Here is a 22,910-nt window from a genome sequence, read left to right as displayed (position 1 = left end):
GGGGGTCCACGCTCGGCGTGGACCCCCTTCGGGCTCTCGGCGTCCGCTCAGCGGACGACCTTGAGGTTGAAGATGGCGGTGTCGAGCCGGCCGTAGAGCCGCAGCCACAGGGGCATCAGCATCTCGACGCCCCGGGCGGTGGAGAGGTCACCGAGGTCGATCACGTCGGTGTGCCCGAAGCTCACGAGCAGCCCCGTGATGATCCGCTTCGCCTCGGCGTCGTCGCCCGAGACGAAGACGCTGTGGTCACCGTCGGCGAGCTGCCGTGGGCGCACCATCAGCTCGGCGGTGAGCGTGTTGAGTGACTTGACGACCTTGGCCTGCGGGAACTCCCGCTGGATGCGCTCGGCCAGGGAGTCGGTGTCCGGCACGGTCAGGGTGGGCGGGAAGCCCGCGCTGAAGTCGAGCGGGTTGGCGATGTCGAGCAGGACCTTGCCGGCCAGGTTCCCCGCGCCGGCCGCGGTGAGTGCCGGCAGGGATCCGGTGCCACTGGTCGCGTTGACGACCAGCTCGGCGTCGGCCGCCGCCACGGCCAGGGTCTCCAGGCCGACCTCGGGGTGTTCGGCAGCCCAGGCGGCGTACGCGCCGGCCCGCGTGGCCGCGACGTCCCGGGTGCCGATGGTGACCTGGTGGCCCAGCTCCGCCGTACGGGCCGCGATGGCCTGTCCCACCGAGCCGGTGCCGAGAACTGCGATGCGCATGTCGATCGATCCTCCACTCGGGCGCGGTGGCCTCGCGCCGACTGTCCATAGGCTAACAGACAGGTCTGTCTACCGGTGTCCCTCATGGACGGCGGCAGCAGACCGAGCGGCAGCAGACGGAGCTGTCTGTAGACCGAGCTGTCTGTAAAATCGTGCCCGTCACCAGCAACGACGAGGGAGTGCCGATGCCCGTGCACCGCACGCCGGCCGGCTCGGCCCGGGACCGGATCCTGGATACCGCGTTCCGGCTCTTCTACGCGCACGGTCCGCGCGGCGTGGGGGTGGACACGGTCATCGCCGAGTCTGGCGTGGCCAAGGCGACGCTCTACAAGCACTTCCCGCGCAAGGACGACCTGGTGCTGGCGTACCTGGACCGGGTCGACCAGGCGTGGTTCGGCGCGCTACGGGCGGCGGCCCGGGAGGCCGGCGACGAGCCGCGCGACCAGCTCGTCGGGATGTTCGACGCCCTCGTCAGCGCCTGTCGTCGGGACGGCTACCACGGCTGCGCGTTCATCAACACGGCGGCCGAGTCGCCCGCCGGCGGTCCGGTGCACGCCCGGACGGTCGAGCACAAGACCGTCGTCCGGGCCTGGGTGACCGAGCTGGCCCGCAGGGCCGGGGCGGCCGACCCGGAACTGCTCGCCCGTCAGCTCACCCTGCTGATCGACGGTGGGCTCGCCAGCGGGGTGCTGGACGGCGATCCGGCGATCGCCGAGGCCGCGAAACAGACCGCCCGCACCCTCGTCGATGCCGCCCTCAACTGACTTCGTGCGCTCAGAACAGTTTGCGCAGGGCGGCGGCGATTTCGGCGACTTCCGTCAGGCGACTCTCCGCCACGCCGATGACGAGGTCGTACGCGACATCCTGATCGGTCTCGTCGAGCTGGTCGATGCTGACGGCGCGGTTCTGCAACAGGAAGGCGACAGTCACGATCCAGCTGATCCGCTTGTTGCCGTCCACGAACGGATGGTTGTTCGCCAGTGAGTGCAGCAGCGCCGCCGATTTGGTCCAGAGATCGGGGTAGGCGTCTTCGCCGAAGACGCTCGTTCTCGGCCGAGCCACCGCCGACTCCACGAGGCCGGCGTCCCTGATCCCCACGCCGAGCTTGCGAGCGATGCCGGCCACGTCGGCGAGCGTGGGGTATCGAACCTCTGCCATCACTCGGCCAGGCGCGCGAGCAGGGTGGCGTGTCGTTCGATGATCTCGTCGGCGAGGTCGCCGAACTCCTTGGCGTTCCGTCGCGCCAGGTAGTCGTCGATGGCGGTGACCACGACGGCGTGCATGGATCGGTCCTCCTCGTCCGCGACGAGACGGAGTCGCCGTTCGCGTTCGTCATCCAGCCGGAGGGTCATTGCCATCCGAATATGGTAGCAACACTGCTACCAAGATCGGCTAGAGTTCGTCGGCGGGGTGGGGGGCGACCAGGCCCTGTCGTACCCGGGCCGCGCACAGCTCGGCCAGCCGCTCGTACGCCGCCGCGCCGATCAGCGCAGTCAGCTCCGGACCGTACGACAGGTACATCGGCTCGGTCCCGACGTGCGCATCGGTCGACGAGGTGCACCACCAGTCGAGATCGTGCCCACCGGCGCCCCAGCCCCGCCGGTCGAACTCGGACAGGGTGGACACCAACACCTTGGTGTTGTCCGGACGCTTCACCCAGTCCTGGTCACGCCGGATGGGGAGCTGCCAGCAGACGTCCGGCTTGTATTCGAGCGGGTGCACACCGTCGCGCAGCGCCTGGGCGTGCAGCGCGCAACCACCCCCGCCGACGAAGTCGGCGTCGTTGAGGAAGACGCACGGCCCGTCGGCACCCTGGGTGGCGGTGCGGCGAGCGGGGTTCTTGCCGTCGATGGTGTCCTCGTCGGTCCAGTTCTTGAACCCGCGCTGGAAGTGCTGCCAGGTCGACGGGGTGAGCAGCTTGACGGCGCGGCGGACCCGCTTCTCGTCGTCGGAGTCGGTGAAGAATGCCCCGTGCGAGCAGCAGCCGTCGGCGGCCCGGCCGGCGATGATGCCGTGGCAGCCCTGGCCGAAGATGCAGGTCCAGCGGGAGAGCAGCCAGGTCAGGTCGGCCCGGATCAGGTGGGTCTCGTCCGCCGGGTCGGCGAACTCGATCCACTCCCGGGGAAAGTCCAGCGGCACCTCCCGGCTGCGCGGGTCGCCCGGGTCGTCCACCAGCACGCGGAGCTCCATCGTCACCCGGACCAGCGTACGCGTGGTGCCGTCCGCGGGCCGACGAGCCGCACGAACGTGTTGCACCTAGGGTCTTCACCATGCGACTGGGTGTCCTCGACGTCGGATCCAACACGGTGCACCTGCTGGTGGTCGACGCCCATCACGGCGCGCACCCCTGGCCGGCCCACTCGGAGAAGGTCGTCCTGCGTCTCGCCGAACAGATCGGCCCAGACGGGGCGTTGACAAAGGTGGGTGCGGACAGCCTGGTCAAGGCGGTCGGCATGGCCAGGGCGGCGGCCAACGGGCTGGAGGCCGACGACCTGATCGCGTTCGCCACCTCCGCGGTCCGCGACGCCACCAACGCGGCCGACGTGCTCGCCCGGGTCCGTGACGAGACCGGCGTACGCCTGGAGGTGCTCTCCGGCGCGGACGAGGCACGGATGACGTTCCTGGCGGTACGGCGCTGGTTCGGCTGGTCGGCGGGGCGTCTGCTGGTGCTCGACATCGGTGGCGGCTCCCTGGAGATCGCCGCCGGAATCGACGAGGACCCGGACGTGGCGGTCTCGCTGCCGCTGGGCGCCGGGCGTCTCACCCGCGAGCAACTGCGGGTCGACCCGGCCAGCACCACGCCGTCGTCCGCCGAGGCCGTCGACAAGCTACGGGAGTACGTCGAGAGCCGGCTGGACAAGGTGGTCGACCAGATGACCGAGGTGGGCTGGGACCGGGTGGCGGCAACCTCGAAGACGTTCCGCACCCTGGCGCGACTGGCCGGCGCGGCGCCGTCCGGCGCCGGCCTCTGGGTGCACCGCAGGCTGACCCGTGCCGGCCTTCGGCAGATCATCGGCTTCATCCGGCACATGACGCCCGCCCAGTTGATGGAGTTGGAGGGCGTCGGCGCGGGCCGGGCCCACCAACTGTTGGCGGGCGCGGTGGTGGCCGAGGCGGTGATGCGCCGGCTCGACCTGGATGCCATGGACATCTGCCCGTGGGCCCTGCGCGAGGGGGTCATCCTCCGTCGGCTCGATCAACTCGAACCGATGTGACCGCCCCTGGGCCGCCGACGGGTTTGCCGATGCTCGTCCCGATGACCCCGTGACAGCCGGGCTAGGCTGGCCGGTGTGATGTCCCGAGTCCCCGTGCTCCTGTCCAGCTCGTCGGTCTTCCCCGAGCCGACCGCTGCGGCGTTCCAGCTGGCCGCGGCGCTCGGCTACGACGGCGTCGAGGTGATGGTGTGGACCGACGTCGTCAGCCAGGACGCGGGCGCCTTGCGCGGCCTGTCGTCGCACTACGGCGTTCCGGTGCTCTCGGTGCACGCGCCCTGCCTCCTGGTGACGCAGCGGGTGTGGAGCCCGGACCCGTGGCAGCGGTTGCGCAAGGCCGCCGAGCTGGCCGAGACGCTCGGTGCGCCGACGGTGGTGGTGCACCCGCCGTTCACCTGGCAGCGCGACTACGCACGCGGGTTCGCCGAAGGGTTGGCCAGAGTCGAGGAGCGGTTCTCCGGGCTCCGCTTCGCCGTGGAGAACATGTACCCGGTGCGCATGGCGGGCCGGCAGTTCGTCCCGTACGTCCCCGGATGGGATCCCACCGACACCGGCTACCCGTCGTACACCCTGGATCTCTCACACTGCGCGGCCTCGCACAGTGACCCCCTCGCGATGGCCGACCGGATGGGCGCGGGGCTCGCCCACGTGCACCTGGGCGACGGCACCGGCGAGGGCCGTGACGAGCACCTGGTGCCCGGGCGCGGCACCCAGCCCTGCGGGGAACTGCTCTCCTCGCTGGCCGGTCGGGGTTTCACCGGCGCGGTGGCCGTCGAGGTGGCGACCCGGGGCGCGAAGAGCCGCGCGGTACGCGAGGCGGACCTACGGACTTCGCTCGAGTTCGCCCGCGAGCACCTGACCGCGCCGTCACCGGCCGACGTCTGACCCGGCGGGTCAGCTGACCGGGGTCAGCGACTCGGTCGTCGAGGTCGGCTGCGGGGCGACCGTCGCCTGCTCGCCGACCGCGGCACGCTTGCGGGCCCGGTGCGCCGCCACGTGCGAGCGGGTGGCGCAGCGCTCGGAGCAGAACCGCCGGCAGCAGTTGGACGACGTGTCCAGGTAGACGTTGCCGCACCGCTCGTCGGCGCAGACCCCGAAGCGGGCGCTGCCGTACTCGCAGAGCCACACCGAGAGCCCCCAGACCGCGCCGGCCAGGTATTCGGCGCTGACCGAGGCGCCCCGGCTGGTCACGTGCATGTGCCAGTCGCTGGAGTCGTGCCCGGAGATGCGCGGCTGGACCGGGAACGCCTCCAACAGCGCGTTCAGCTCGGTCACCGCCTGGGCGTCGCGCCCCGAGGTGCCGTACTCGAAGACGTCGCGCAACCGCTTCTGGGCCCGTCGGAAGATGGCGACGTCCCGGTCGGCGACCTCGTCGCGCATCCAGGCGTTGTCGTCGGGGAACAGGGCCCGCAGGTCGTCGAGGTCGTCCAGGCGGGCGTTGACCAGGTCAACGCCGGTCCGGGCGTACGCGTCGAAGTTCACACCCCAACGGTAGACGACTCACGGGGCGCGCGGCGCGTCGATGTAGTGCGGTAGGAACCGCGCGTAGCCGTCGGTGATCAGACTCGCGCTCTCGCGGACGCCCAACCCGGCCGACTCGCCGTCGACGATCCAGCTACCCAGCACCGTCCGGTTGCCGTCGAACTGCGGCAGCGCCCGGAACTCCTGGTAGCACCAGCCCTCGTCGCCGTAGATCCCCGGGTTGGTGATCTCTTCGGCGGCGGTGACGATGCGTACCGAGCCGCCCTCGCGGCCGAGCAGGGGCTTGGCCACGTACTCGGGCATGCCGCGCGGCGAGTCGAGGTACGCCGGAAGCAGGTACTCGTGACCGGGGTACAGCTCCCAGAGGATCGCGAGCAGCGCCTTGTTGGACAGCAGCAGCTTCCAGGCCGGCTCGATCCAGGTGGTCGGGGTGCCCGGGGCCAGCGCCGGCGGCCCGTACGGCTCGGCGAGCATCCACTCCCACGGGTAGAGCTTGAAGCAGGTGGTCACCGGGCGGTCGGCGGCGTCGACGAAGCGACGGCCGTCCCAGCCGATCTCCTGGATGGGTTGCAGCTCGACGTCCAGGCCGGCCTGCCGGGCGGTCTCGGCGAGGTAGCCGGCGGTCAGGTGGTCCTCGCCCGACTCCTCCTCGTTCGACCAGAGCACGTGCACCCGGGGGTCGTGCAGCCCGGCGCCGATCTTGGCCCAGGCGCCGACCAGCCGCTCGTGCAGGCTGTTCCACTGGTCCAGGTCGGGGCGGGTCTGCTCCAGCCAGTACCACTGGACGATGCTCGCCTCGACGAGCGCCGTCGGGGTGTCCGCGTTGTACTCCAGCATCTTTGGCGGCCAGGTGCCGTCGTACGCCAGGTCGAATCGCCCGTAGAGGGTGGGCGGCGCCTCGCGCAGGGACCGGGCCACCGCCTCCGCGGCCCACTCCGGGATGCCGAACTCGGCGTACCGGCGCTGGGCCACCACGTACTCGGCGGCGGCCACCGACATCCGGTGCAGCTCCTCGGTGGCCTCCTCCAGCCGCAGCACCTCGTCCAGGTCGAAGGCGTACGCGGCGGTCTCGTCCCAGTACGACATGATCCCGCCGTCGGGCAGTTCGGTGTCGACGTACACCAGGCCCTGGGACCGGATGGTGGCGTCCCAGTCGGGCCGGGGCGTTACGGCCTCGCGCCGCACGTCAGCCGCCGCAGGAGGCGAGGTGGGTGCCGAACCCGCCGCGCTCGGGCAGGGCGGCGGTCGTCGGCTCGCCGCCGGTCCGCTCCGCGGTGGGGGCGGACACCCGCATCCCCAGCGCGACCGTGCCACCGCCACCGACCGGCCCGAGAGCGCAGTCGTCATCGTCGTCGTCGGAGGTCATGTTGCAGCCGGAGAGGGCGAGCGCGAGAGCGGTGAGCGCGCCGAGCTGCACGGAGGCCGACCGGAGCCGGCGGCGGGGGCTTTGGTTCACGGCATCGTTGTAGCCGATCGACGCCAGCGCCGCAGCCCCAGCCGCCGCCGGGCGGGGCTCCTGGCAGGGGCGATACGCTCGGCTCATGCTCCGTTCCGTCATCCTCGCCGCCTCCCGGTCATCCCAGGTCGAGCGGCTCGTCGCGACCGCCCCGTACACCCGGGACGTCGTCCGCCGGTTCGTCGCCGGCGCCGCCACCGACGACGCGTTGCGCGCGACCCGCGGGCTCGTCGACGACGGGCTGGCCGTCACCCTCGACCACCTGGGCGAGGACACCGTCACCCCCGAGCAGGCCACGGCCACCCGGGACGAGTACCTGAAGCTGCTGTCGATGCTCTCCGGGGCCGGGCTCACGCCGGCCGCCGAGGTGAGCGTGAAGCTCTCCGCGCTCGGCCAGATGTTCGACGAACAGTTGGCGTACGACAACGTGCGGGCGATCTGCGCGGCCGCCGACAAGGCGGGTACCACCGTCACGCTGGACATGGAGGACCACACCACCACCGACTCGACGTTGGAGGTGCTGGCGAAGCTGCGCAAGGACTTCCCGTCGACGGGGGCGGTGCTCCAGGCGTACCTGCGGCGGACCGAGTCGGACTGCCGGGAGTTGTCCTCGGCCGGGTCGCGGGTGCGCCTGTGCAAGGGCGCCTACAAGGAGCCGGAGTCGGTGGCCTACCAGTCGGCCCGCGAGGTGGACAAGTCCTACGTCCGCTGCATGAACATCCTCATGTCCGGCGACGGGTACCCGATGCTGGCGACGCACGACCCGCGGATGATCTCGATCGGCGAGGACCGGGCGCGCTGGTTCGACCGGGGGCCGGAGCGTTTCGAGTTCCAGATGCTCTACGGCATCCGTCCCGAGGAGCAGGCCCGGCTGGCCGGCGAGGGCTACACGGTGCGCACCTACGTCCCGTACGGCGACGAGTGGTACGGCTACCTGATGCGCCGGCTCGCCGAGCGCCCGGCGAACCTGGTCTTCTTCGGCCGTGCCCTGATCTCCAAGAAGTGACCGTCGCTTGACGCGCCCGGCTAGCGGAGTTAGCTTTGAGGCTATGAACGCTAGCCGGGTGTGTATCGGTGCCTAGGGCCGGGCTCAACCAGCAGACCGTGGTGAGCGAGGCCGCCCGGCTCGCCGACGAGGTCGGCTACGAACAGCTCACCCTCGCCGCGCTCGCCAGCCGACTCGGCGTCGCGCTGCCCAGTCTCTACAAGCACATCCGCGGGGCCGACGCGCTGAACCAGAAGCTCTCCGCGCTCGCCACCGCCGAGCTGGCCACCGAGCTGACCACGGCCGCCGCCGGCCGGGCCGGCGGCGACGCCCTGCGCGCGATGGCCGACGCCTACCGGGCGTACGCCCGCCGGCACCCCGGCCGCTACCCGACCACCCAGCGGGTGCCCGACCCGTCCGACCCGGAGCACGTCGAGGCGGGCGAACGCGCGGTGGGCGCCATCTTCGCGGTGCTGCGTGGCTACGGGCTCACCGGCGACGACGCGGTGGACGCGACCCGCGCCCTGCGCAGCGCCCTGCACGGCTTCATCGCCCTGGAGGCCGCCGGCGGCTTCGGTCTGCCCCGCGAGGTCGACCGGTCGTACCACCAGTTGGTCGCCGGGCTGGACACCGCCTTCCGCTCGTGGCCGGCTCGCGGGGCCTGACCCGACCGATCGGGCCGGGTCGGCCTCGCCCGATTCGCCGATTGGTCGTACCCTTCGGCGGGTGACTGACGGGGTGCAGCAGCCAGCACCGCGGCGGCTCTGGCCGCTGTGGACCGTACTCGTCGTTGTCGTCCTGCTGCTGGGCTGCGGCCTTCCGGCGGTGCTGGTGGTCGGGGTCATCCGGGAAGCCAACGGCCGGGCCACGCTCAGCCGGGCCGGAGCCATCGCCACCGACGACCCGGCCACCGCCGTCGCCCGTGCGCTGTCCGACCGGATGACCGCCCAGCTCCGTCAGCAGTCCGCGGCGCTGCTCGGCGGCGATCGCACCGCCTTCCTCGCCATCGCCGATCCGGCCGCGCACGCCGACCTGCGCCGCCGATTCGCCGCCCTGCGGGCCCTCAAGGTGACCGTCTGGCGGGCCGAACCGAGCGGTCTGCCCACGCCGATCGTCGGCAGGCCGGGGGAGTGGCGGCTACTGGTGCGCTTCCAGTACTGCTTCGTCGCGGCCGACTGCCGACCGAGCCCGGTGCTGATCGGCACCCGCTGGCGGGAGAACGGGGACGCGCCCCGACTGGTCGCCGTCGAGGAGTCGAAGTCCGCCGAGACCGGCACCCGGCCGTGGGAGGTCAGCGACCTGGTCGTGGCGGTCGGCGCGCGGACCATCGTCGCCACCACACCCGCGCTGCGCGGCAAGCTGCCCGCCCTGCTCAGCCAGGCCGAGGCGGCGGCCAAGGTCGCCGACACGTACGTCGTGGCGGGCTCGCCCCCGGACCGCTACCGGATCTTCTACGCCGGCCGCGCGGAGTGGCAACGCTGGTACGGCGGCGGGCGGCCACAGTGGACCGGCGGGTACGCGGTGACGGTCGGCGGCGGCCACCACGAGGTGGTGCTCAACGCCGAAGGGCTGCCCGGCAGCGGCGCCGACGACCTGCTCCGGCACGAGCTGACCCACGCCGCGTCGCTGCCCGAGCGCGGATACCCGGGCAAGACGACCTGGTGGCTCGTCGAAGGGCTGGCCGAGTTCTCGGGTTCCGGCGGTCGGCCGGTCGACCGGTACGAAGGGCTCGCGGAGGTGCGCAAACTGGTCCAGGGCGGTTGGGACGGCCGGTTGGAGGGCATCACGCCCACCGACGACGCGCCCGCCGAACGGGTCGGCGGCAGCTACGGCGTCGGCTACCTCGCCGTCCGCCACCTCGTCGACCGGTTCGGGCCGGAGCGGCTGTTGACGTTCTTCAAGGCCGTGGTGCACGACCGTGCGACGCTCGCCGCCGCCGCCGACGAGGCGTTCGGCGAAAACTGGTCGACGTTGCACGACGAGTGCGTGGCGTACGTCCGCGCCACCGCCGCGTGACCATCACGGACCGCGGCTCGCCCACCTTCTACCGGTTCGAGGACGTGATATCCGCCGTGGCTCAGCGACGAGTTCGTGCCGTACTCATGTCGGTGGCGGTGTTGGCCGCCGGGGCTGTTCTGAACGCCTGTGGTTCACCAGAACCGACACCGGTGACGGCTGAGGAGATGCCCGGTGTCTGGTGCTCTGCTCAACACGATCAACTGACGGTGAACGCCTCTGGCGAATTCGGATTGGCCCACATCTCCCGGGACTACTTCTCGGTGCTGTACGACGCCGGTGAGTACACCGAAGAATCTGCTCTCAAGAGGGACTTCGGAGGTGAGTTTCCGACCACCGGCCACGGTGTCTGGACGTTCGACACATCCTCCGCGACGCCGCGTTTGGAGCTGGTGATCCGCGCCCTCGGGTCATTCCTGGAGCCTGCGTCGAGTGAGCTCAAGGCCCGGCGCGACGAGCAGGGCGTGCCCGGCCTCTACGGCTACGAAGGCGATCCCGACGCGGGATACACGGTCAAATTCACCAAGTGTCGATGACCGCTCTTCTCGAACCCGTGGTTTTCGCGCCGCGCCGGACCAAGCTCTCGTACGCCCGTGCCATCGTCGGGCGGGTGCGTCTTCGGCACATCGGGTGGGACACGGCCGGCGTGACGGTGCGCCGTACCATCGATGGGTGCGCCCCGACCTGCCGAGGCCCGCAAGCCCCACGCGGCCCCGCCTGCTCATCGCCCTGACCGCCGTCGCCGTCCTCACCGCCACGACCGCCGCCTCCTGCGGTGACGACCAGCCGCCGGTCGCGCTCGCCTCGGCCGCCCGTAACCCGGTCAGCGAGGTGATCGACGCTCCGGCGACGGTGACCGCCCGGGCCGCCGCCAGTCTCACCTCGCCCGCCGACGGCGCCCTGGCCAGCCTGCGGGTCCAGCCTGGACAGCGGGTGAAGCGCGGTCAGGTGCTCGCGGTGGTCGCGTCCCCGTCGGCCCAGGCCCGCCTGCGCCAGGCGAAGGAGGCGCTGGACGCGGCGAAGCGCGCCGGCCGGGGTGTCTCCACCGGCAACCTGACCAGCAGCCGGCGGGGCACCGACAGGGCCGCCGACGAGGCGTTCGACGCCGCCCGCAAGGCCGCCGAGAAGATCGCCGACCAGCAGTTGCGGGACGCGCTACTGGCCCAGGTGACGTCCGCCCAGCGGCAGTACGCCGCCGCCGCGCAGAGCGCCGACGCGGCCGTCCGCGCGGTGCAGCGGGGGATCAGCGGGTTGAACTCCGCCGTCGGCTCGCTGTCCGCGGCGCAACGGCTGCAGGCCCAGCAGGCGTACGACCTGGCCAAGGCGACCGTCGACGCGCTGACCCTGCGCGCCCCCATCGGCGGGGTGGTGCAGCCGGGCGGCACCCGGGCCGCCGGTGGCGCGAACGGCGGTCTGGCCGGGCTCCTGGAACAGGCCGGCGGGGCCGGTCTCGCCCCGTCCGCGCTGAGTCCCGCCCAGGCCGGCCCGCCGGCCGGGGTCGACGACGCCGTCGTGGTCGGCGGTCAGGTCACCGCCGGCACACCCGTGCTGACCATCGTGGACACCGGGCAGCTCGGACTGCTCGCCGACGTGGACGAGACCGACGTGCTGCTGGTCAAGCCCGGCGTGACGGCCACCGTCGAACTGGACGCCGTAACCGGGGCCAGCTACGACGCCACGGTCCGCTCGGTCGACGTGCTCCCCACCAGCTCGGCGCAGGGCGGTGTCACCTACCGCGTACGCCTCGCGCTGGGCGCGGGAAAGCTGGCCGAGGACGAGCCCGCCCCCACGCCCCGCCCCGGCATGAACGCGATCGTGCACCTGCGCGTACGCGAGGCGGCCGACGCGGTGACCGTTCCCGCCTCGGCCGTCTTCTCCGCCGACGGCCGGGACGCCGTGTGGGTGGTCCGCGACGGCAAGGCCGACCGGGCGCCGGTGACCGTGGGCGTCCAGGGATCCGACCTGGTGCAGATCCTCAACGGCGTCCAGGCCGGTGACCGGATCGTGGTACGCGGCACCGACCAGGTGCGCGACGGCCAGGAGGTACGGTGACCGACGCCCCGCCGGCCATCAAGGCGGTGGACGTGTCGCGCACGTACCAGCTCGACGGGGTGTCGGTCGAGGCGCTGCGCGGGGTCTCGCTGACCGTGCAGCCCGGGGACTACGTGGCGCTTGTCGGCCCTTCCGGCTCCGGCAAGTCCACGCTCATGCACCTGCTGGGCGGTCTCGACCGGCCCACCGGTGGACGGTTGGTGATCGGCGGGCGGGACGTCAACACCCTCTCCCCACCGGAGATGGCCGCCCTGCGCAACGAGACGATCGGCTTCGTCTTCCAGGCGTTCCACCTGCTGCCGCGTACGTCGGCGGTGGAGAACGTGGCGTTGCCGCTGGTCTATCGGGGGGTGTCGGCCCGGCAGCGCCGGGAGCGGGCGGCGGCGATGCTGGGCCGCGTCGGTCTCGGGCACCGGCTCGACCACCGGCCCAACCAGATGTCCGGTGGCGAGCAGCAGCGGGTCGCCATCGCCCGCGCGTTGGTCACCGAGCCGACGGTGCTGCTGGCCGACGAGCCGACCGGCAACCTGGACAGTGTGACCGGCGCGGCCGTCCTGGAACTGTTGGAACGGTTGAACGCGGAGTCCGGGGTGGCGTTGGTGATGGTCACCCATGACCAGGAGGTGGCGGCGCGGGCCGCGCGCCGGATCACCATGCGCGACGGTGTGGTGGTGGCGGACAGCGCCGGCGACCTTCATGATCGACCGCCGTCCGTCGATCACGGTCGACCTGAGACACTGGTGCCCGCTCCCAGCGCGGAGCCCCGGTCCGTGTCCGGAAACGGCCCGGGGCACCCGTCCGGTGGCTCCGGTGGCGCCGCCGGAGCCACCGGACGCCTTCCGCTCGTACCCGGCCCGGATCGCGCGGAGGCTGATGTGCGCGAGCCCGGCCCGCGTCGCGCGGAGGCCGATGTGCGCGAGCCCGGCCCGCGTCGCGCGGAGGCCGATGTGCGCGGGTCCGGTCCGCGGCGCGGCGAGGCCGACGTGCGCGGGTCCGGGGACGGTGCGGCGTGAGGGTCGCCGAGGCGTGGCGGGTCGCGCTGGACGCGTTGCGCGCCAACCGGCTGCGTAGTTCGCTCACCATGCTCGGCGTGATCATCGGTGTCGCGTCGGTGGTGTTGCTGGTCGCCATCGGCACCGGCACCAAGCAGAAGGTGGAGCAGCAGGTCGAGGGGCTCGGCTCCAACCTGCTGCTGGTGGTGCCCGGCAAGATCGAGGTGGGCACCGCGCCGGTGGTCTCGCCGTTGACGCTCAAGGACGCGGACGCGGTCTCCCGCGTCGTCGGCGATCCCCAGCGGGTCGCGGTCACCGTCGCCTCGGGGGCGACGGCGCGGGCCGGCGCGCGCTCGGACTTCACCACCGTGCAGGGCGTCCTGGAGACCACGCCGACGGTGTTCACCCGCTCGCTGGCCCGGGGCCGGTACCTCACCGGCACGGACGTGGACACCAGCCGGCGGGTCGCGGTGCTGGGCGACTCGGTGGCCCGCGCGTTGTTCCCCGACCGCGATCCGCTGGGTCAACAGGTCACCCTCGCCGGCGTACGGTTCCGGGTCATCGGCGTCTTCGCGCCCCTCGGGCAGAGTCTCGGCGTCGACCGGGACGACGAGGTGCACGTACCGGTGACCGCCGCACAGCGCCTCTGGGGCACCCAGCGGGTGGACGGCATCGCCGTCAAGGCGCCCGACCGGGAACGGATCGACGAGCTGGGTGAACGCATCGTCGCGGAGCTGAACCGCCGGCACCCGGACACCGAGTTCAGCGCGGTCACGCAGCAGCAGATCCTCGGTGTGCTCGGCGACATCCTCGGCGTACTCACCGGTGTGCTCGCCGCCATCGCCGGCATCTCGCTGCTCGTCGGCGGCGTCGGCGTCTCCAACATCATGCTGGTCAGCGTCCGCGAGCGGACCCGGGAGATCGGGCTGCGCAAGGCCGTCGGCGCACGACCCCGCGACATCGGCGTGCAGTTCCTGCTGGAGGCGGTCCTGCTCACCACCATCGGCGGGCTGACCGGGATGGCGCTGGGCGTGGGCACCGCCCTGCTGGTGGACGCGTTGTCACCGATCCCCGCCGCGATCACGTGGTGGTCGCTGGCGCTGGCCTTCGGTGTGTCGGCGGCGGTGGGGATCGTCTTCGGCGTGGTCCCCGCGCAGCGCGCCGGCCGGCTCGACCCGGTGGTCGCGCTGCGCGCCGAGTGAGCAACCGGACGACGGACGCAGCCGGGGAGATAACGGCGGGCCGGATCGGGTGAACCGACCACCGAAACATGATCAGTTGTACGAAGGGATCGCGCCGGTCACAGCCGCCCCGCTACCGTACTGGTAACACGCGCGTCGCCGCCCGGCCCGGAGCATCCGTCGGGTTGGCCCGCGCCGGGCATGGGATGGGTCGGTGAGCCATGGCCGGGTCGCAGTCCGACGGACGGCTGTCGGAGGTCAAGTTCCTGACCGTCGCGGAGGTGGCGACGGTCATGCGGGTGTCGAAGATGACGGTCTATCGCCTCGTGCACAGCGGTGAGCTGACCGCGGTTCGGGTGGGCCGGTCGTTCCGGGTGCCCGAGCACGCGGTGCACGAGTACCTGCGGGGCGCCTTTCAGGAAACCGCCTGAGTCACCGGACGGCCGATTGAGCGCCCCCTAGGCGTCATGGACGGGGGCGCGTTGGTCCTGCTGACGCTCTGCGGCTACCCTGGAGCGCGATCGAGACCCTGCCGGTGCGCCCCGCCGCCCAGACTGGTCCGGTCCGTTGTCCGCATGCGGTCTCCGTCGTCACCTGCGTGGTGTCATCCGGTCCGCCCCGCACGTTGTATCGAAAGGCTGTCGTATGGGCTCGGTGGTCAAGAAGCGCCGTAAGCGCATGGCTAAGAAGAAGCACCGCAAGCTGCTGCGCAAGACCCGCGTCCAGCGTCGCCGTCTCGGCAAGTGACCGGCGCCGGGCTCAGCCCGGCACCAGCGTCGCTTGCCAAACTGTCGACCTCCGGAGGCTCAGGTGATCAGGCCGTGGTCGTCCCGGCTCGATCCCGCCTGTCGGCGTAGGTGCGTCAGATGACCCCCGGTAGCACCCCAGGTGCTCCGGGGGTCGTCGTCGTGACCGGGGTCGGTCGTTACCTGGGCGCCCACGTGGCTGCCCGACTGGCCGCCGATCCGCGTATCGAGCGGGTCATCGGCGTGGACGCGCCGGAGCCGGCCGCCGAGTTCACCGATCTGCTGGACCGGGTCGAGCGCATCCGTGTGGACCCGGGTTCGCTCGGTGGGCTCCTCGCCGATCTGGACGTCGACGCGGTGGTCCACCTCGCGTTGGTCAGCTCTCCCGACCGGCAGCACGGTGGCCGGTCGGCCATGAAGGACCAGAACGTCATCGGAACCATGCAGCTCCTCGCTGCCTGCCAGCGGGCGCCCCGCCTCCGCAAGCTCGTGGTCCGGTCGTCGACCGCCGCGTACGGGGTGTCGTTCCGCGACCCGGCGGTGTTCACCGAGGAGACCGAGCCGCGCGAGGTGCCGCGCGGCGGTTTCGGCCGCGACATTCTCGACGTCGAGGGGTACGTCCGAGGTTTCCGCCGCCGTCGGGCCGACGTGACCGCGACGGTGCTGCGGTTCGCCCCGTTCATCGGTTCGACCGCCGACACGACCCTGACGCGCTACTTCGCGCAGCCGTTCGTGCCGACCGTGTTCGGCCGCGATCCCCGGCTACAGTTCCTGCACTTCGACGACGCGTTGGAGGTGCTGCACCGGTCGATCGTGGAAGACCATCCGGGCACCTACAACGTCGCCGGCCCCGGGGTGTTGTCGCTGTCCCAGGCGATCCGGCGGGCCGGTCGGGTGGCCGTGCCGGTGCTCGAGCCGGGGCTGTCCGGCGCGGCGGCGCTGGCCCGAACCATGGGGGTCGGCCGCTACGGCCTCGACCAGGTCGATCTCTTCGTGCACGGCCGGGTCGTCGACACCACGCGCCTCGAGCAGGAGTACGGCTTCACGCCGCGCTCCACCGCCGAGGCGTTCGAGGACTTCATCCGCGCCCACCACGGTAGGGCGGTGCTCAGCCGGGGTCAGTTGGCCGCCGCCGAACAGCTGGTTCTGGACGGCATCCGGCAGGTCCGTGCCGCGGTCCGGGAGCGCACGTCATGACCGGGCAGGGGCAGGACCCGCAGGGGGTCGGTCGGTTCGACGTACCGCTGGTTCCGCCCGTGCCGGCCGCGGAGCCGGCGCGGCGCAACGGCCACCGCCCGGTGGCCCGGCTCGCGCCCACCGCGACACCCGGCGACGAGGTCGACACGCCGGCCGACGGCCCGGCGGTCACGGCGGCCGACGAGGTCGACACCGGCGCGACCGACGAGCCGGCCGGCGAAAGACCGCCCGCCTCCGGTGGCACCGTGCCGGCTTCCGGCGGCGCGAGCCTGCCGGCTTCCGGAGGTGGCACAAGCGCGCCGGCTTCCGGCGGTGGCACCGCGCCGGCGGTGGCGGATCGGCCCGGGGACCAGTGGGACCGCCGGGTCGCCAACGGCCTGGCGTTCCTGCGTCGACGGTTGGCCGGGGACTACGAGGTCGACGAGTTCGGCTTCGACCCGGAGTTGACCGACGCGGTCTTCCACCCGTTGCTGCGGCTGCTCTACCGGGACTGGTTCCGTACCGAGGTCAGCGGGGTGGAGCACGTACCCGTCGACGGGCCCGCCCTGGTGGTCGGCAACCACTCCGGCACCGTGGCGCTGGACGCGTTGATCCTGTCGGCGGCCCTTCACGACAAGCATCCGGCCCGCCGCTACCTGCGCCTGCTCGGCGCCGACCTGGTGTTCCGGATGCCGGTGGTGTCGGAGATCGCCCGCAAGACCGGCGGCACGGTGGCCTGCAACCCGGACGCCGAGCGGCTACTCGGCGGTGGCGACCTGGTCGGCGTGTTCCCCGAGGGGTTCAAGGGCATCGGCAAGCTCTACGCCGACCGGTACAAGCTGCAACGGTTCGGTCGGGGCGGCTTCGTCTCGGCGGCGCTGCGTACCGGCACCCCGATCGTCCCGGTCGCCATCGTCGGCGGCGAGGAGATCTATCCGATGCTCGCCGACATCAAACCCCTCGCGCGACTGCTCAAGCTGCCGTACTTCCCGGTGACGCCGACCTTCCCGTGGCTCGGGCCGCTGGGGATGGTGCCGCTGCCCAGCAAGTGGCTGATCGAGTTCTGCCCGCCGATCCCCACCGCCCACCTGACTGACTCGGCGGACGATCCGCTGGTCGTCTTCAACCTCGCCGACCAGGTGCGGGAGACCATCCAGCAGACCCTGCACACGCTGCTGGAGCGGCGACCCGATCCGTTCGGCCCCTGACGCTCAGCCGGCGCGGCGGCGACGCTGGAGGGCCAGGCCGGCGGTGACCGCGCCGGCGACGAGCCCGGCCGCCGCCGTCGACGGTACGGCGATCTTGACGGCTCGGCGGCCGGTACGGAAGTCCCGTACCTCCCAGCCCCGCTGGCGGGCCTGCCGCAGCAGCGTGCCGTCCGGGTTGACCGCCACGGCCCGACCCACCGCGGAGAGCAGCGGCAGGTCGTTGGCCGAGTCGCTGTACGCCGCGCAGCGGCTCAGGTCCAGCCCTTCCACAGCGGCGAGCTGGGTGACCGCCTCGGCCTTCGCCGGCCCGTGCATGAGTTCGCCCACCAACCGCCCGGTGTACGCCCCAGCCCGCACCTCGGCCACCGTGCCGATCGCACCGGTCAGGCCGAGCCGGGCGGCGATCACCCGACCGATCTCGACCGGGGCGGCGCTGACCAGCCACACGCGTTGGCCGGCGTCCAGGTGGTTTTGGGCGAGCTGGCGGGTACCGGCCCAGATCCGGGGGGCCATCAGCTCGTCGAAGATCTCCTCCGAGAGGCGTTCCACGTCGTCGACCCGCCACCCCTCGACGAAGGCCAGCGCGGCCTCCTTCGCCTGGGACATGTCGCCCGCGTGTTCCCGGGCGAGCAACCGGAACCGGAGCTGCTGCCAGGCGAAGCGGGCCAGGTCGGCGGTCGTGAAGTAGTTCCGGGCGGCGAGCCCTCGGGCGAACCAGTAGATCGACGCGCCCTGCATCATCGTGTTGTCGACGTCGAAGAAGGCGGCGGCGGTCGGGTCCGGTGCGGGCGGGGTGACCGACGCGAGGTCGGTCTCCGCCCATCCGGCGGTGTGTCCCTGGACGTCGGTGCTGACCGTCATCCTGCGGCTGCGCGCCACGCGACTTCCCCTCCTTCCGCAGCTTCGACGATGCCTCCAGCGAGGGTATCCGGAACGCACGACCGACCGGCCGGGCACAGCGAACCGTGCACCGATCGGTCGTGCGCTCTCGCGTGGCGGGTCAGCGGAGCTGGTTTCGCCGTGCGGGCCAGCGGGCCGGGTTTCGCGGTGCGGGCCAGCGGGCCCGGTTTCGCGGTGCGGGCCAGCAGGCCGGGTCTCGCCGTGGGGTCAGCGTGCGCCGGGGCAGGTGCTCGGGGTGGGGCCGAGGGTGTCGCTGCCGGTCGGCGCCGGCAGGCCGCACGCGATGGCGGCGCGTACCGCGTCCGACCGCTCCCGGATGCTGTCCAGCAGGGCCAGCGACCGCCGGGTCCGTTCCCGGTCGGCCCGGCCGGCGCCGTCGAGCAGGTTGCTCACCGCCCGTCGCTGGCTGGCGACGAACGTGTTGACGGCGTCGAGACTGGCCGGCTCGGCGCGCTGCACGGCGGCGGCGGTGAGCAGGCGGGTGCCCTGCCGGGTGTCGGCGTCCATGTCGTCGAGGACGGCGCTGTAGCCGATGCGGTCGCCGCGCAGCTCGGCCGCCTCGCCGAGCCGGGTCCGGGCGAAGTCCAGGAAGAGCTGGCCACGGCTGATGTCCGAGCTGGCCAGGGCGAGTTGCGCTCGCTCGGTGGAGCGCTTCATCCCGTAGAGCGCGTCGCCGGGAACGGCGTTCTCGCTGGCGGCGGAGATGCCGGAGACGGCGATGGCGCCGGCGGCGATGCCCACCAGGATCGCTCCCCGGGCACGGGCCCGCCGGGCGGTGACCGCCGGCAGCAGCGAGCCACGGCTCGTGGTGGCGGCCGGCTCGGCGGTCGCCGGGGTCGTGCCGATCCCCTCGCGCTCGGCGGTGGCGAGCAGCATCGCCCGCAGGCCGGTGCGGAAGTCGGGATCAACCTCGACGGTCGGAGGATCGGCGCTGATCCGCTGGCCCACCGCGACGAGCGGCGCCAGCTGGCTGTCCACCCGGGACCGCACGTGGTGCCGCCGGCCGCCGTTGGCCTCGTCGAGAAGTTGCGCGAAGCGCTCGGCACGCCGGCGGGAGAAGAGGTCGTTGTCCACCGCAGGCACCTCCTCTCGCTGGTCACGGCCGGTCGGCCGCCGTGGTTTACGGCGACCGGGCGGCGTTTGTGACACCACGGAGGTGAGGCGCCGTCCGGACTGCCGGGCGGACCTCGGTGCCCCGGCCCTGCCGGGACGTCCACCGGTCGCACCCGGAGAAACGCGGCGGGCCGGGCACGGGTTACGGGCCGGGCGGAGCGGAAATCACAGAAAGTGATCGGCATCACCGAGTGAGACCCGCCCTGAGCTGCGCAGACAGTGATCGACGCTCGTCGGGGCGGCTAGCGAATCACGGTTGGAAACCGTCGGGCAGCAGTCGTGCCAGCGCACGGACGGCCCGGTACTGCAGAGCCTTGATGGCACCCTCGTTCTTGCCCATGGCGCGGGCCGTCTCGGCCACCGAGAAGCCCTGTAGGAACCGGAGCACGATGCACTCCTGCTGTTCCGGGTTGAGCTGTTTGACGGCCGTGAGCAGGGCGACATTGGTGATGTGTTCGACCACCGCCGCTTCCGGGCTGCCCTCGGGGCCGCGATCCTCGCGGTCGGCGTCGAGCACGTCGCCCGTGGTGACCTCCAGCCGGTACCGGCCGGACTTGAAGTGGTCCGCGACGAGGTTGCGGGCGATGGTCACCAGCCAGGCGCCGAGGTCGCGGCCCTGCCAGGTGAAGCTCCCGATTCGCTTGAGGGCACGCAGGAACGTGTCCGACGTCAGGTCCTCGGCGAGCTGACGGTTGCCGACCCGGAAGTAGACGAACCGGAAGACGGTGTCCACGTACCTGTCGTAGATGAGACCGAACGCCGCTGACTCACCGGCCTGCGCCCGCTCGACAAGCGTCCAGACCTCGGTGGCCGGGTCGGACGGGTCCGGGCGGCTTGGAAAGCCGGTCGGCGTGGTCGGCGTGGCGGCCGGAACCGCCGGGATCACCGCTGTCTCGCCGGCCGCCGGGTCGGTGGCCGGAGCCGGGGCGTCGCCGGCCCGGCGTCCCTGCGACGGCATGGTCGGTCGGGTCGGCGCGGCGACCCGACCGCCGGTCGGCATCGCGTTGCCACCGGGGACCGCCGGTCTCGGCGGAGGCTCGTTGGTGTGCGGGCGGTTGCGGGTCCGCTGCGCGGGGCTCTCGCCACGCGGCGCGGCGTGCGGGTCGCCCAGCGGCGCGCGGGTTGCCGGCCGTTCGTTGACCTGCGAGCGGGGCGTCTGGCCGGTCAGGCCGACGGGGCGTTCCGCGTATCCAAAGGTGGTCATCGCGCCGCCCCCGTCCCCTTGGTGGCCGGACGGGCCGGTTTGCGGGTCGTCGGTGCGGACCGACCGGGCAGCCGGTCGGGCAGGACTGTTCCGGGGTGTGCCGACGGGCGGCAGTTCCCCTTGAGGTGCTGGTCCAATGCGCTCACAGGCACGGGGGCCTCCTCGGGCTGAGGGGTGTCGACTCACGGCAAATGGGGTGAGCCGACCCGAGTGATAATAGGGCCAACGTCACCCGCGCGTGGCAAGTCCGTTACACAAGGCGGAAGTATTTCCCGCTGTGTCGCACCGGCGGCGGACCAGTTGTCCGTCGTGTGCGTTTGACTTTCGACCGACCCGGTGTTCCAGGATGGATCCGCAGGTCGGACAGCACATTGGCCGATCAGGTGAGCGGCACCCGCCACCCGCCGGACCGGCTCGGCCGAACCGTCGACCGGGCGCGTCGCTCGTCCCATCAGCCGGACTGGATCGGCGCGTCGGTGGCACGGTGAGCGTCCCGTTGACGGGACGATTTGCGACCCTCGGCCGGCCCGTGCGCCGCCCTCGTCGAGGGGCCGTCGAGCGTGGCCAGTCGACCGCCGCTGTGCCAGACTCGACGACCGTGCAGGACTTCCCGGCAGATGCGCCGCCGAACCTCGCCGACCGCGTCCGCCGGGCGGCTCTCGAACACGGTGACCGGCCCGCGCTGCACTGGCGGGATCAGCGGGTGAGCTGGTCCGAACTGGACGCCGCCGTGACCGCCGCCGCGTACGGCCTGGCTTCCGCCGTTCCGGCCACCGAGCCGGGCGACACGCCGCCCCGGGTGGCGATCGCGTTGCCCAACACCCCCGACTTCGTGGTGGGGTGGCTCGGCGCGCTGCGGGCCGGGCTGGTCGCGGTGCCGGTCAACCCGGGCTTCACCGCCCCGGAGCTGCGACACGTGCTGGCCGATTCCGGCGCGTCGCTGCTGATCGGCACCGAGCGGGTCCGCAGCCTGGTCGCCGAGGTGGCCGCCGATCTGCCGGCGCTCACCGCCGTGCACGACACCCCGCCGACCGCCGGGCAGCCCGGGCCGCGTCCCCGGGCCCGCCGCGGCGGGGACGACCTCGCCGTACTGCTCTATACGTCGGGCACCGCCGGCCGTCCGAAGGGCGCGATGCTCTCCCACGGTGCGCTGCTGGCCAATCACGACCAGGTCGACGCCATCGAGCCGCCGGTGGTCGGCCCGGACGACACGGTGCTGCTGGCCCTGCCGCTGTTCCACGCGTACGGGCTCAATGCGGGGCTCGGCGCCGTCGTCCACCATGGTGCCGCCGGCGTGCTGCTCGACGAGCCGGACCCGACGGCGGGACTCGCCGAGATCGCCCGGCACCGGGTCAGCGTGCTGGTCGGCGTACCGTCGATGTTCCTGGCCTGGGTGGACGCCGACCCGGTCCGCGCGGCGACCGCGTCGGTACGGGTGGCGGTGTGCGGCGCGGCGCCCCTGGAACCGGCGGTCGCGGCGCGCTTCACCGCGGCGACCGGCCACCCGGTGCACGTCGGCTACGGCCTCACCGAGACCGCGCCGGTGCTCACCTCCACCCTGGTCGGCAAGGTGGCCAAGGCCGGCTCGATCGGCCGACCGCTGCCCGGCGTCCAGTTGCGCCTGGTCGGGCCGGACTCGGTGGACCTGTGGCGCGACGGCCAGGCCGTCCCGGACGACGACACGGACGAGTTGGACATCTCCGACGTCGCTCCCGGCACCGACCCGGGGCAGATCGTCGTACGCGGCCCCAACCTCTTCGACGGCTACTGGCCGGACGGCCGCGACGGTCCGGACGCCGACGGCTGGTGGGGCACCGGCGACATCGCGTACGCCGACTCCGAGGGCGACCTGCACCTGGTGGACCGAGTCGGCGATCTGATCCTGGTCAACGGCTTCAACGTCTATCCGCACGAGGTCGAGTTGGTGCTCGCCGGGCACCCCGGGGTGGCCGAGTCGGCGGTACTGGGTGTGCCGCACCCGCGAACCGGCGAGACTGTGCGGGCGTACGTGGTGCCGGCGCCGGGGCGGCCGGTCAGCGGCGAGGAGTTGCTCGCACACTGCGCACGGAACCTGGCCCGGTTCAAGTGCCCGACCGCCGTCGAGTTCGTCGACGCACTGCCCCACTCGGCGATCGGCAAGGTACGAAAGACCCAGCTCCGGTCGGCGACCCCGGCCGGATCGCCCGCATCCGCCGACGACGCCCGCACGGAGGTACCCGATGGCCACTGACGCCCGGCTCGCCCTGATCACCCGACCCGGCTGCCACCTGTGCGACGACGCCAAGGCCGCGCTCGACCGGGTGGTGGCGGTCACCGGCGACAAGTGGGTCGAGTGGGACGTCACCGGCGACGAGGAGCTGGAACGGGAGTACGGGGACCGGCTGCCGGTGGTGATGCTCGACGGCAAGGAGCACGGCTACTGGCGGGTGGAGGAGGACCGGCTGCTGCGGGACCTGACCACGCCCCAACTCTGAGGGCCTAGGGTG

25 protein-coding genes and 1 pseudogene are annotated in these 22,910 nt (G+C 72.4%); 16 read left to right on the top strand and 10 right to left on the bottom strand.

Annotated elements, in window-relative coordinates; translation table 11 throughout:
• Positions 1 to 47 precede the first annotated feature (47 nt).
• Positions 48 to 701: an NAD(P)-binding domain-containing protein gene (locus ABZ272_RS16760; protein ID WP_355050830.1), complete on the bottom strand. Its 654-nt coding sequence runs from the start codon at positions 699 to 701 to the stop codon at positions 48 to 50.
• A gap of 185 nt (positions 702 to 886) precedes the next feature.
• On the opposite strand from ABZ272_RS16760, the gene ABZ272_RS16755 reads away from it, so the two are divergent.
• Positions 887 to 1,465 (top strand): TetR/AcrR family transcriptional regulator, encoded by a 579-nt coding sequence (locus ABZ272_RS16755; RefSeq protein WP_355050829.1) that lies wholly within the window; start codon positions 887 to 889, stop codon positions 1,463 to 1,465.
• Between the two features lie 10 nt (positions 1,466 to 1,475).
• On the opposite strand, the gene ABZ272_RS16750 is transcribed toward ABZ272_RS16755, so the two are convergent.
• Genes ABZ272_RS16750 through ABZ272_RS16740 form a run of 3 tightly spaced genes read right to left on the bottom strand, consistent with a single transcriptional unit; the run spans position 1,476 to position 2,891 of the window.
• Positions 1,476 to 1,826 (bottom strand): type II toxin-antitoxin system death-on-curing family toxin, encoded by a 351-nt coding sequence (locus tag ABZ272_RS16750; RefSeq protein WP_355050828.1) that lies wholly within the window; start codon positions 1,824 to 1,826, stop codon positions 1,476 to 1,478.
• A gap of 32 nt (positions 1,827 to 1,858) precedes the next feature.
• On the bottom strand, positions 1,859 to 2,059 hold the full coding sequence (locus tag ABZ272_RS16745; RefSeq protein ID WP_355050827.1) for a hypothetical protein: 201 nt from the start codon (positions 2,057 to 2,059) through the stop codon (positions 1,859 to 1,861).
• Positions 2,060 to 2,093: 34 nt separating this feature from the next.
• Positions 2,094 to 2,891 carry a hypothetical protein gene (locus ABZ272_RS16740; RefSeq protein ID WP_355051020.1) on the bottom strand — a complete coding sequence of 266 codons (798 nt, stop codon included), beginning with the start codon at positions 2,889 to 2,891 and terminating at the stop codon, positions 2,094 to 2,096.
• Between the two features lie 80 nt (positions 2,892 to 2,971).
• On the opposite strand from ABZ272_RS16740, the gene ABZ272_RS16735 reads away from it, so the two are divergent.
• Together ABZ272_RS16735 and ABZ272_RS16730 are read left to right on the top strand one after the other, a co-directional pair.
• Entirely contained in the window at positions 2,972 to 3,916 is a 945-nt protein-coding gene (locus tag ABZ272_RS16735; RefSeq protein ID WP_355050826.1) for a Ppx/GppA phosphatase family protein, read from the top strand.
• A gap of 75 nt (positions 3,917 to 3,991) precedes the next feature.
• Positions 3,992 to 4,798 carry a sugar phosphate isomerase/epimerase gene (locus ABZ272_RS16730; RefSeq protein WP_355050825.1) on the top strand — a complete coding sequence of 269 codons (807 nt, stop codon included), beginning with the start codon at positions 3,992 to 3,994 and terminating at the stop codon, positions 4,796 to 4,798.
• A 9-nt stretch (positions 4,799 to 4,807) separates the two neighbouring features.
• Here ABZ272_RS16730 and ABZ272_RS16725 read toward each other — a convergent pair whose 3' ends face one another.
• From ABZ272_RS16725 to ABZ272_RS16715, 3 genes are read right to left on the bottom strand one after another with little or no spacing between them, the layout of a single operon-like run.
• Positions 4,808 to 5,395 (bottom strand): CGNR zinc finger domain-containing protein, encoded by a 588-nt coding sequence (locus ABZ272_RS16725; RefSeq protein WP_355050824.1) that lies wholly within the window; start codon positions 5,393 to 5,395, stop codon positions 4,808 to 4,810.
• 18 nt (positions 5,396 to 5,413) lie between these two features.
• On the bottom strand, positions 5,414 to 6,580 hold the full coding sequence (locus ABZ272_RS16720) for a glutathionylspermidine synthase family protein (protein WP_355050823.1): 1,167 nt from the start codon (positions 6,578 to 6,580) through the stop codon (positions 5,414 to 5,416).
• 1 nt (position 6,581) lies between these two features.
• Positions 6,582 to 6,938 (bottom strand): hypothetical protein, encoded by a 357-nt coding sequence (locus tag ABZ272_RS16715; RefSeq protein ID WP_355050822.1) that lies wholly within the window; start codon positions 6,936 to 6,938, stop codon positions 6,582 to 6,584.
• Here ABZ272_RS16715 and ABZ272_RS16710 point away from each other — a divergent pair.
• The 11 genes and pseudogenes from ABZ272_RS16710 to ABZ272_RS16660 all read left to right on the top strand — a co-directional run bounded on the left by ABZ272_RS16710 (position 6,937) and on the right by ABZ272_RS16660 (position 17,207).
• The gene (locus ABZ272_RS16710; protein ID WP_355050821.1) at positions 6,937 to 7,857 is read left to right on the top strand and encodes a proline dehydrogenase family protein; all 921 of its coding nucleotides are present in this window, start codon (positions 6,937 to 6,939) and stop codon (positions 7,855 to 7,857) included. The genes ABZ272_RS16715 and ABZ272_RS16710 overlap by 2 nt on opposite strands.
• 68 nt (positions 7,858 to 7,925) lie before the next feature.
• On the top strand, positions 7,926 to 8,501 hold the full coding sequence (locus tag ABZ272_RS16705; RefSeq protein ID WP_355050820.1) for a WHG domain-containing protein: 576 nt from the start codon (positions 7,926 to 7,928) through the stop codon (positions 8,499 to 8,501).
• Positions 8,502 to 8,562: 61 nt separating this feature from the next.
• On the top strand, positions 8,563 to 9,852 hold the full coding sequence (locus ABZ272_RS16700; RefSeq protein WP_355050819.1) for a hypothetical protein: 1,290 nt from the start codon (positions 8,563 to 8,565) through the stop codon (positions 9,850 to 9,852).
• On the top strand, positions 9,849 to 10,388 hold the full coding sequence (locus ABZ272_RS16695; protein ID WP_355050818.1) for a hypothetical protein: 540 nt from the start codon (positions 9,849 to 9,851) through the stop codon (positions 10,386 to 10,388). Before ABZ272_RS16700 ends, ABZ272_RS16695 begins: the two co-directional genes overlap by 4 nt.
• Before the next feature lie 136 nt (positions 10,389 to 10,524).
• Positions 10,525 to 11,904 (top strand): efflux RND transporter periplasmic adaptor subunit, encoded by a 1,380-nt coding sequence (locus ABZ272_RS16690; RefSeq protein WP_355050817.1) that lies wholly within the window; start codon positions 10,525 to 10,527, stop codon positions 11,902 to 11,904.
• A pseudogene (locus tag ABZ272_RS16685) lies at positions 11,901 to 12,740 on the top strand (ABC transporter ATP-binding protein); the annotation flags it as partial. The gene ABZ272_RS16690 and the pseudogene ABZ272_RS16685, both read left to right, overlap by 4 nt.
• Before the next feature lie 173 nt (positions 12,741 to 12,913).
• A complete protein-coding gene (locus ABZ272_RS16680) occupies positions 12,914 to 14,098 on the top strand; it encodes an ABC transporter permease (protein ID WP_355050816.1) in 1,185 nt (394 codons plus the stop codon).
• A 200-nt stretch (positions 14,099 to 14,298) separates the two neighbouring features.
• Positions 14,299 to 14,508 carry a helix-turn-helix domain-containing protein gene (locus ABZ272_RS16675; RefSeq protein ID WP_007465625.1) on the top strand — a complete coding sequence of 70 codons (210 nt, stop codon included), beginning with the start codon at positions 14,299 to 14,301 and terminating at the stop codon, positions 14,506 to 14,508.
• A 214-nt stretch (positions 14,509 to 14,722) separates the two neighbouring features.
• Positions 14,723 to 14,824, top strand: a complete 102-nt coding sequence (locus tag ABZ272_RS16670; RefSeq protein ID WP_007465623.1) for an AURKAIP1/COX24 domain-containing protein — start codon at positions 14,723 to 14,725, stop codon at positions 14,822 to 14,824.
• A 119-nt stretch (positions 14,825 to 14,943) separates the two neighbouring features.
• Positions 14,944 to 16,020: an NAD-dependent epimerase/dehydratase family protein gene (locus tag ABZ272_RS16665; RefSeq protein WP_355050815.1), complete on the top strand. Its 1,077-nt coding sequence runs from the start codon at positions 14,944 to 14,946 to the stop codon at positions 16,018 to 16,020.
• Positions 16,021 to 16,349: 329 nt separating this feature from the next.
• Positions 16,350 to 17,207 carry a lysophospholipid acyltransferase family protein gene (locus ABZ272_RS16660; protein ID WP_355051019.1) on the top strand — a complete coding sequence of 286 codons (858 nt, stop codon included), beginning with the start codon at positions 16,350 to 16,352 and terminating at the stop codon, positions 17,205 to 17,207.
• Positions 17,208 to 17,210: 3 nt separating this feature from the next.
• Here the strand turns inward: ABZ272_RS16660 and ABZ272_RS16655 are convergent, their stop codons facing one another.
• The 3 genes from ABZ272_RS16655 to ABZ272_RS16645 all read right to left on the bottom strand — a co-directional run bounded on the left by ABZ272_RS16655 (position 17,211) and on the right by ABZ272_RS16645 (position 20,424).
• Positions 17,211 to 18,068, bottom strand: coding sequence for an HAD-IB family hydrolase (locus ABZ272_RS16655; RefSeq protein ID WP_355050814.1), 858 nt, complete (start codon positions 18,066 to 18,068; stop codon positions 17,211 to 17,213).
• 246 nt (positions 18,069 to 18,314) lie between these two features.
• On the bottom strand, positions 18,315 to 19,181 hold the full coding sequence (locus ABZ272_RS16650) for a DUF5667 domain-containing protein (RefSeq protein ID WP_355050813.1): 867 nt from the start codon (positions 19,179 to 19,181) through the stop codon (positions 18,315 to 18,317).
• Between the two features lie 289 nt (positions 19,182 to 19,470).
• Positions 19,471 to 20,424 (bottom strand): ECF subfamily RNA polymerase sigma factor, BldN family, encoded by a 954-nt coding sequence (locus ABZ272_RS16645; RefSeq protein WP_355050812.1) that lies wholly within the window; start codon positions 20,422 to 20,424, stop codon positions 19,471 to 19,473.
• Positions 20,425 to 21,022: 598 nt separating this feature from the next.
• Here ABZ272_RS16645 and ABZ272_RS16640 point away from each other — a divergent pair.
• Both ABZ272_RS16640 and ABZ272_RS16635 read left to right on the top strand, forming a co-directional pair.
• On the top strand, positions 21,023 to 22,654 hold the full coding sequence (locus tag ABZ272_RS16640; protein WP_355050811.1) for an AMP-binding protein: 1,632 nt from the start codon (positions 21,023 to 21,025) through the stop codon (positions 22,652 to 22,654).
• Positions 22,644 to 22,898, top strand: a complete 255-nt coding sequence (locus tag ABZ272_RS16635; RefSeq protein ID WP_355050810.1) for a glutaredoxin family protein — start codon at positions 22,644 to 22,646, stop codon at positions 22,896 to 22,898. The genes ABZ272_RS16640 and ABZ272_RS16635 overlap by 11 nt, the downstream gene beginning before the upstream one ends.
• Positions 22,899 to 22,910: the final 12 nt, after the last annotated feature.

The organism is Micromonospora sp. NPDC005979 (genome assembly GCF_040614415.1).
Taxonomy (GTDB): domain Bacteria; phylum Actinomycetota; class Actinomycetes; order Mycobacteriales; family Micromonosporaceae; genus Micromonospora.
Note: the sequence above shows the minus strand (reverse complement) of the source record. Positions and strands in the feature narration are given on the sequence as shown.

Excerpts from the sequence above, each read along its gene's own strand:
- ABZ272_RS16760 (WP_355050830.1), bottom strand. The coding sequence starts at position 701 with ATGCGCATCGCAGTTCTCGGCACCGGCTCGGTGGGACAGGCCATCGCG.
- ABZ272_RS16755 (WP_355050829.1), top strand. The coding sequence starts at position 887 with ATGCCCGTGCACCGCACGCCGGCCGGCTCGGCCCGGGACCGGATCCTG.
- ABZ272_RS16745 (WP_355050827.1), bottom strand. The coding sequence starts at position 2,059 with ATGGCAATGACCCTCCGGCTGGATGACGAACGCGAACGGCGACTCCGT.
- ABZ272_RS16740 (WP_355051020.1), bottom strand. The coding sequence starts at position 2,891 with ATGGAGCTCCGCGTGCTGGTGGACGACCCGGGCGACCCGCGCAGCCGG.
- ABZ272_RS16735 (WP_355050826.1), top strand. The coding sequence starts at position 2,972 with ATGCGACTGGGTGTCCTCGACGTCGGATCCAACACGGTGCACCTGCTG.
- ABZ272_RS16710 (WP_355050821.1), top strand. The coding sequence starts at position 6,937 with ATGCTCCGTTCCGTCATCCTCGCCGCCTCCCGGTCATCCCAGGTCGAG.
- ABZ272_RS16715 (WP_355050822.1), bottom strand. The coding sequence starts at position 6,938 with ATGAGCCGAGCGTATCGCCCCTGCCAGGAGCCCCGCCCGGCGGCGGCT.
- ABZ272_RS16675 (WP_007465625.1), top strand. The coding sequence starts at position 14,299 with ATGGCCGGGTCGCAGTCCGACGGACGGCTGTCGGAGGTCAAGTTCCTG.
- ABZ272_RS16670 (WP_007465623.1), top strand. The coding sequence starts at position 14,723 with ATGGGCTCGGTGGTCAAGAAGCGCCGTAAGCGCATGGCTAAGAAGAAG.
- ABZ272_RS16665 (WP_355050815.1), top strand. The coding sequence starts at position 14,944 with ATGACCCCCGGTAGCACCCCAGGTGCTCCGGGGGTCGTCGTCGTGACC.
- ABZ272_RS16655 (WP_355050814.1), bottom strand. The coding sequence starts at position 18,068 with ATGACGGTCAGCACCGACGTCCAGGGACACACCGCCGGATGGGCGGAG.
- ABZ272_RS16645 (WP_355050812.1), bottom strand. The coding sequence starts at position 20,424 with ATGACCACCTTTGGATACGCGGAACGCCCCGTCGGCCTGACCGGCCAG.
- ABZ272_RS16635 (WP_355050810.1), top strand. The coding sequence starts at position 22,644 with ATGGCCACTGACGCCCGGCTCGCCCTGATCACCCGACCCGGCTGCCAC.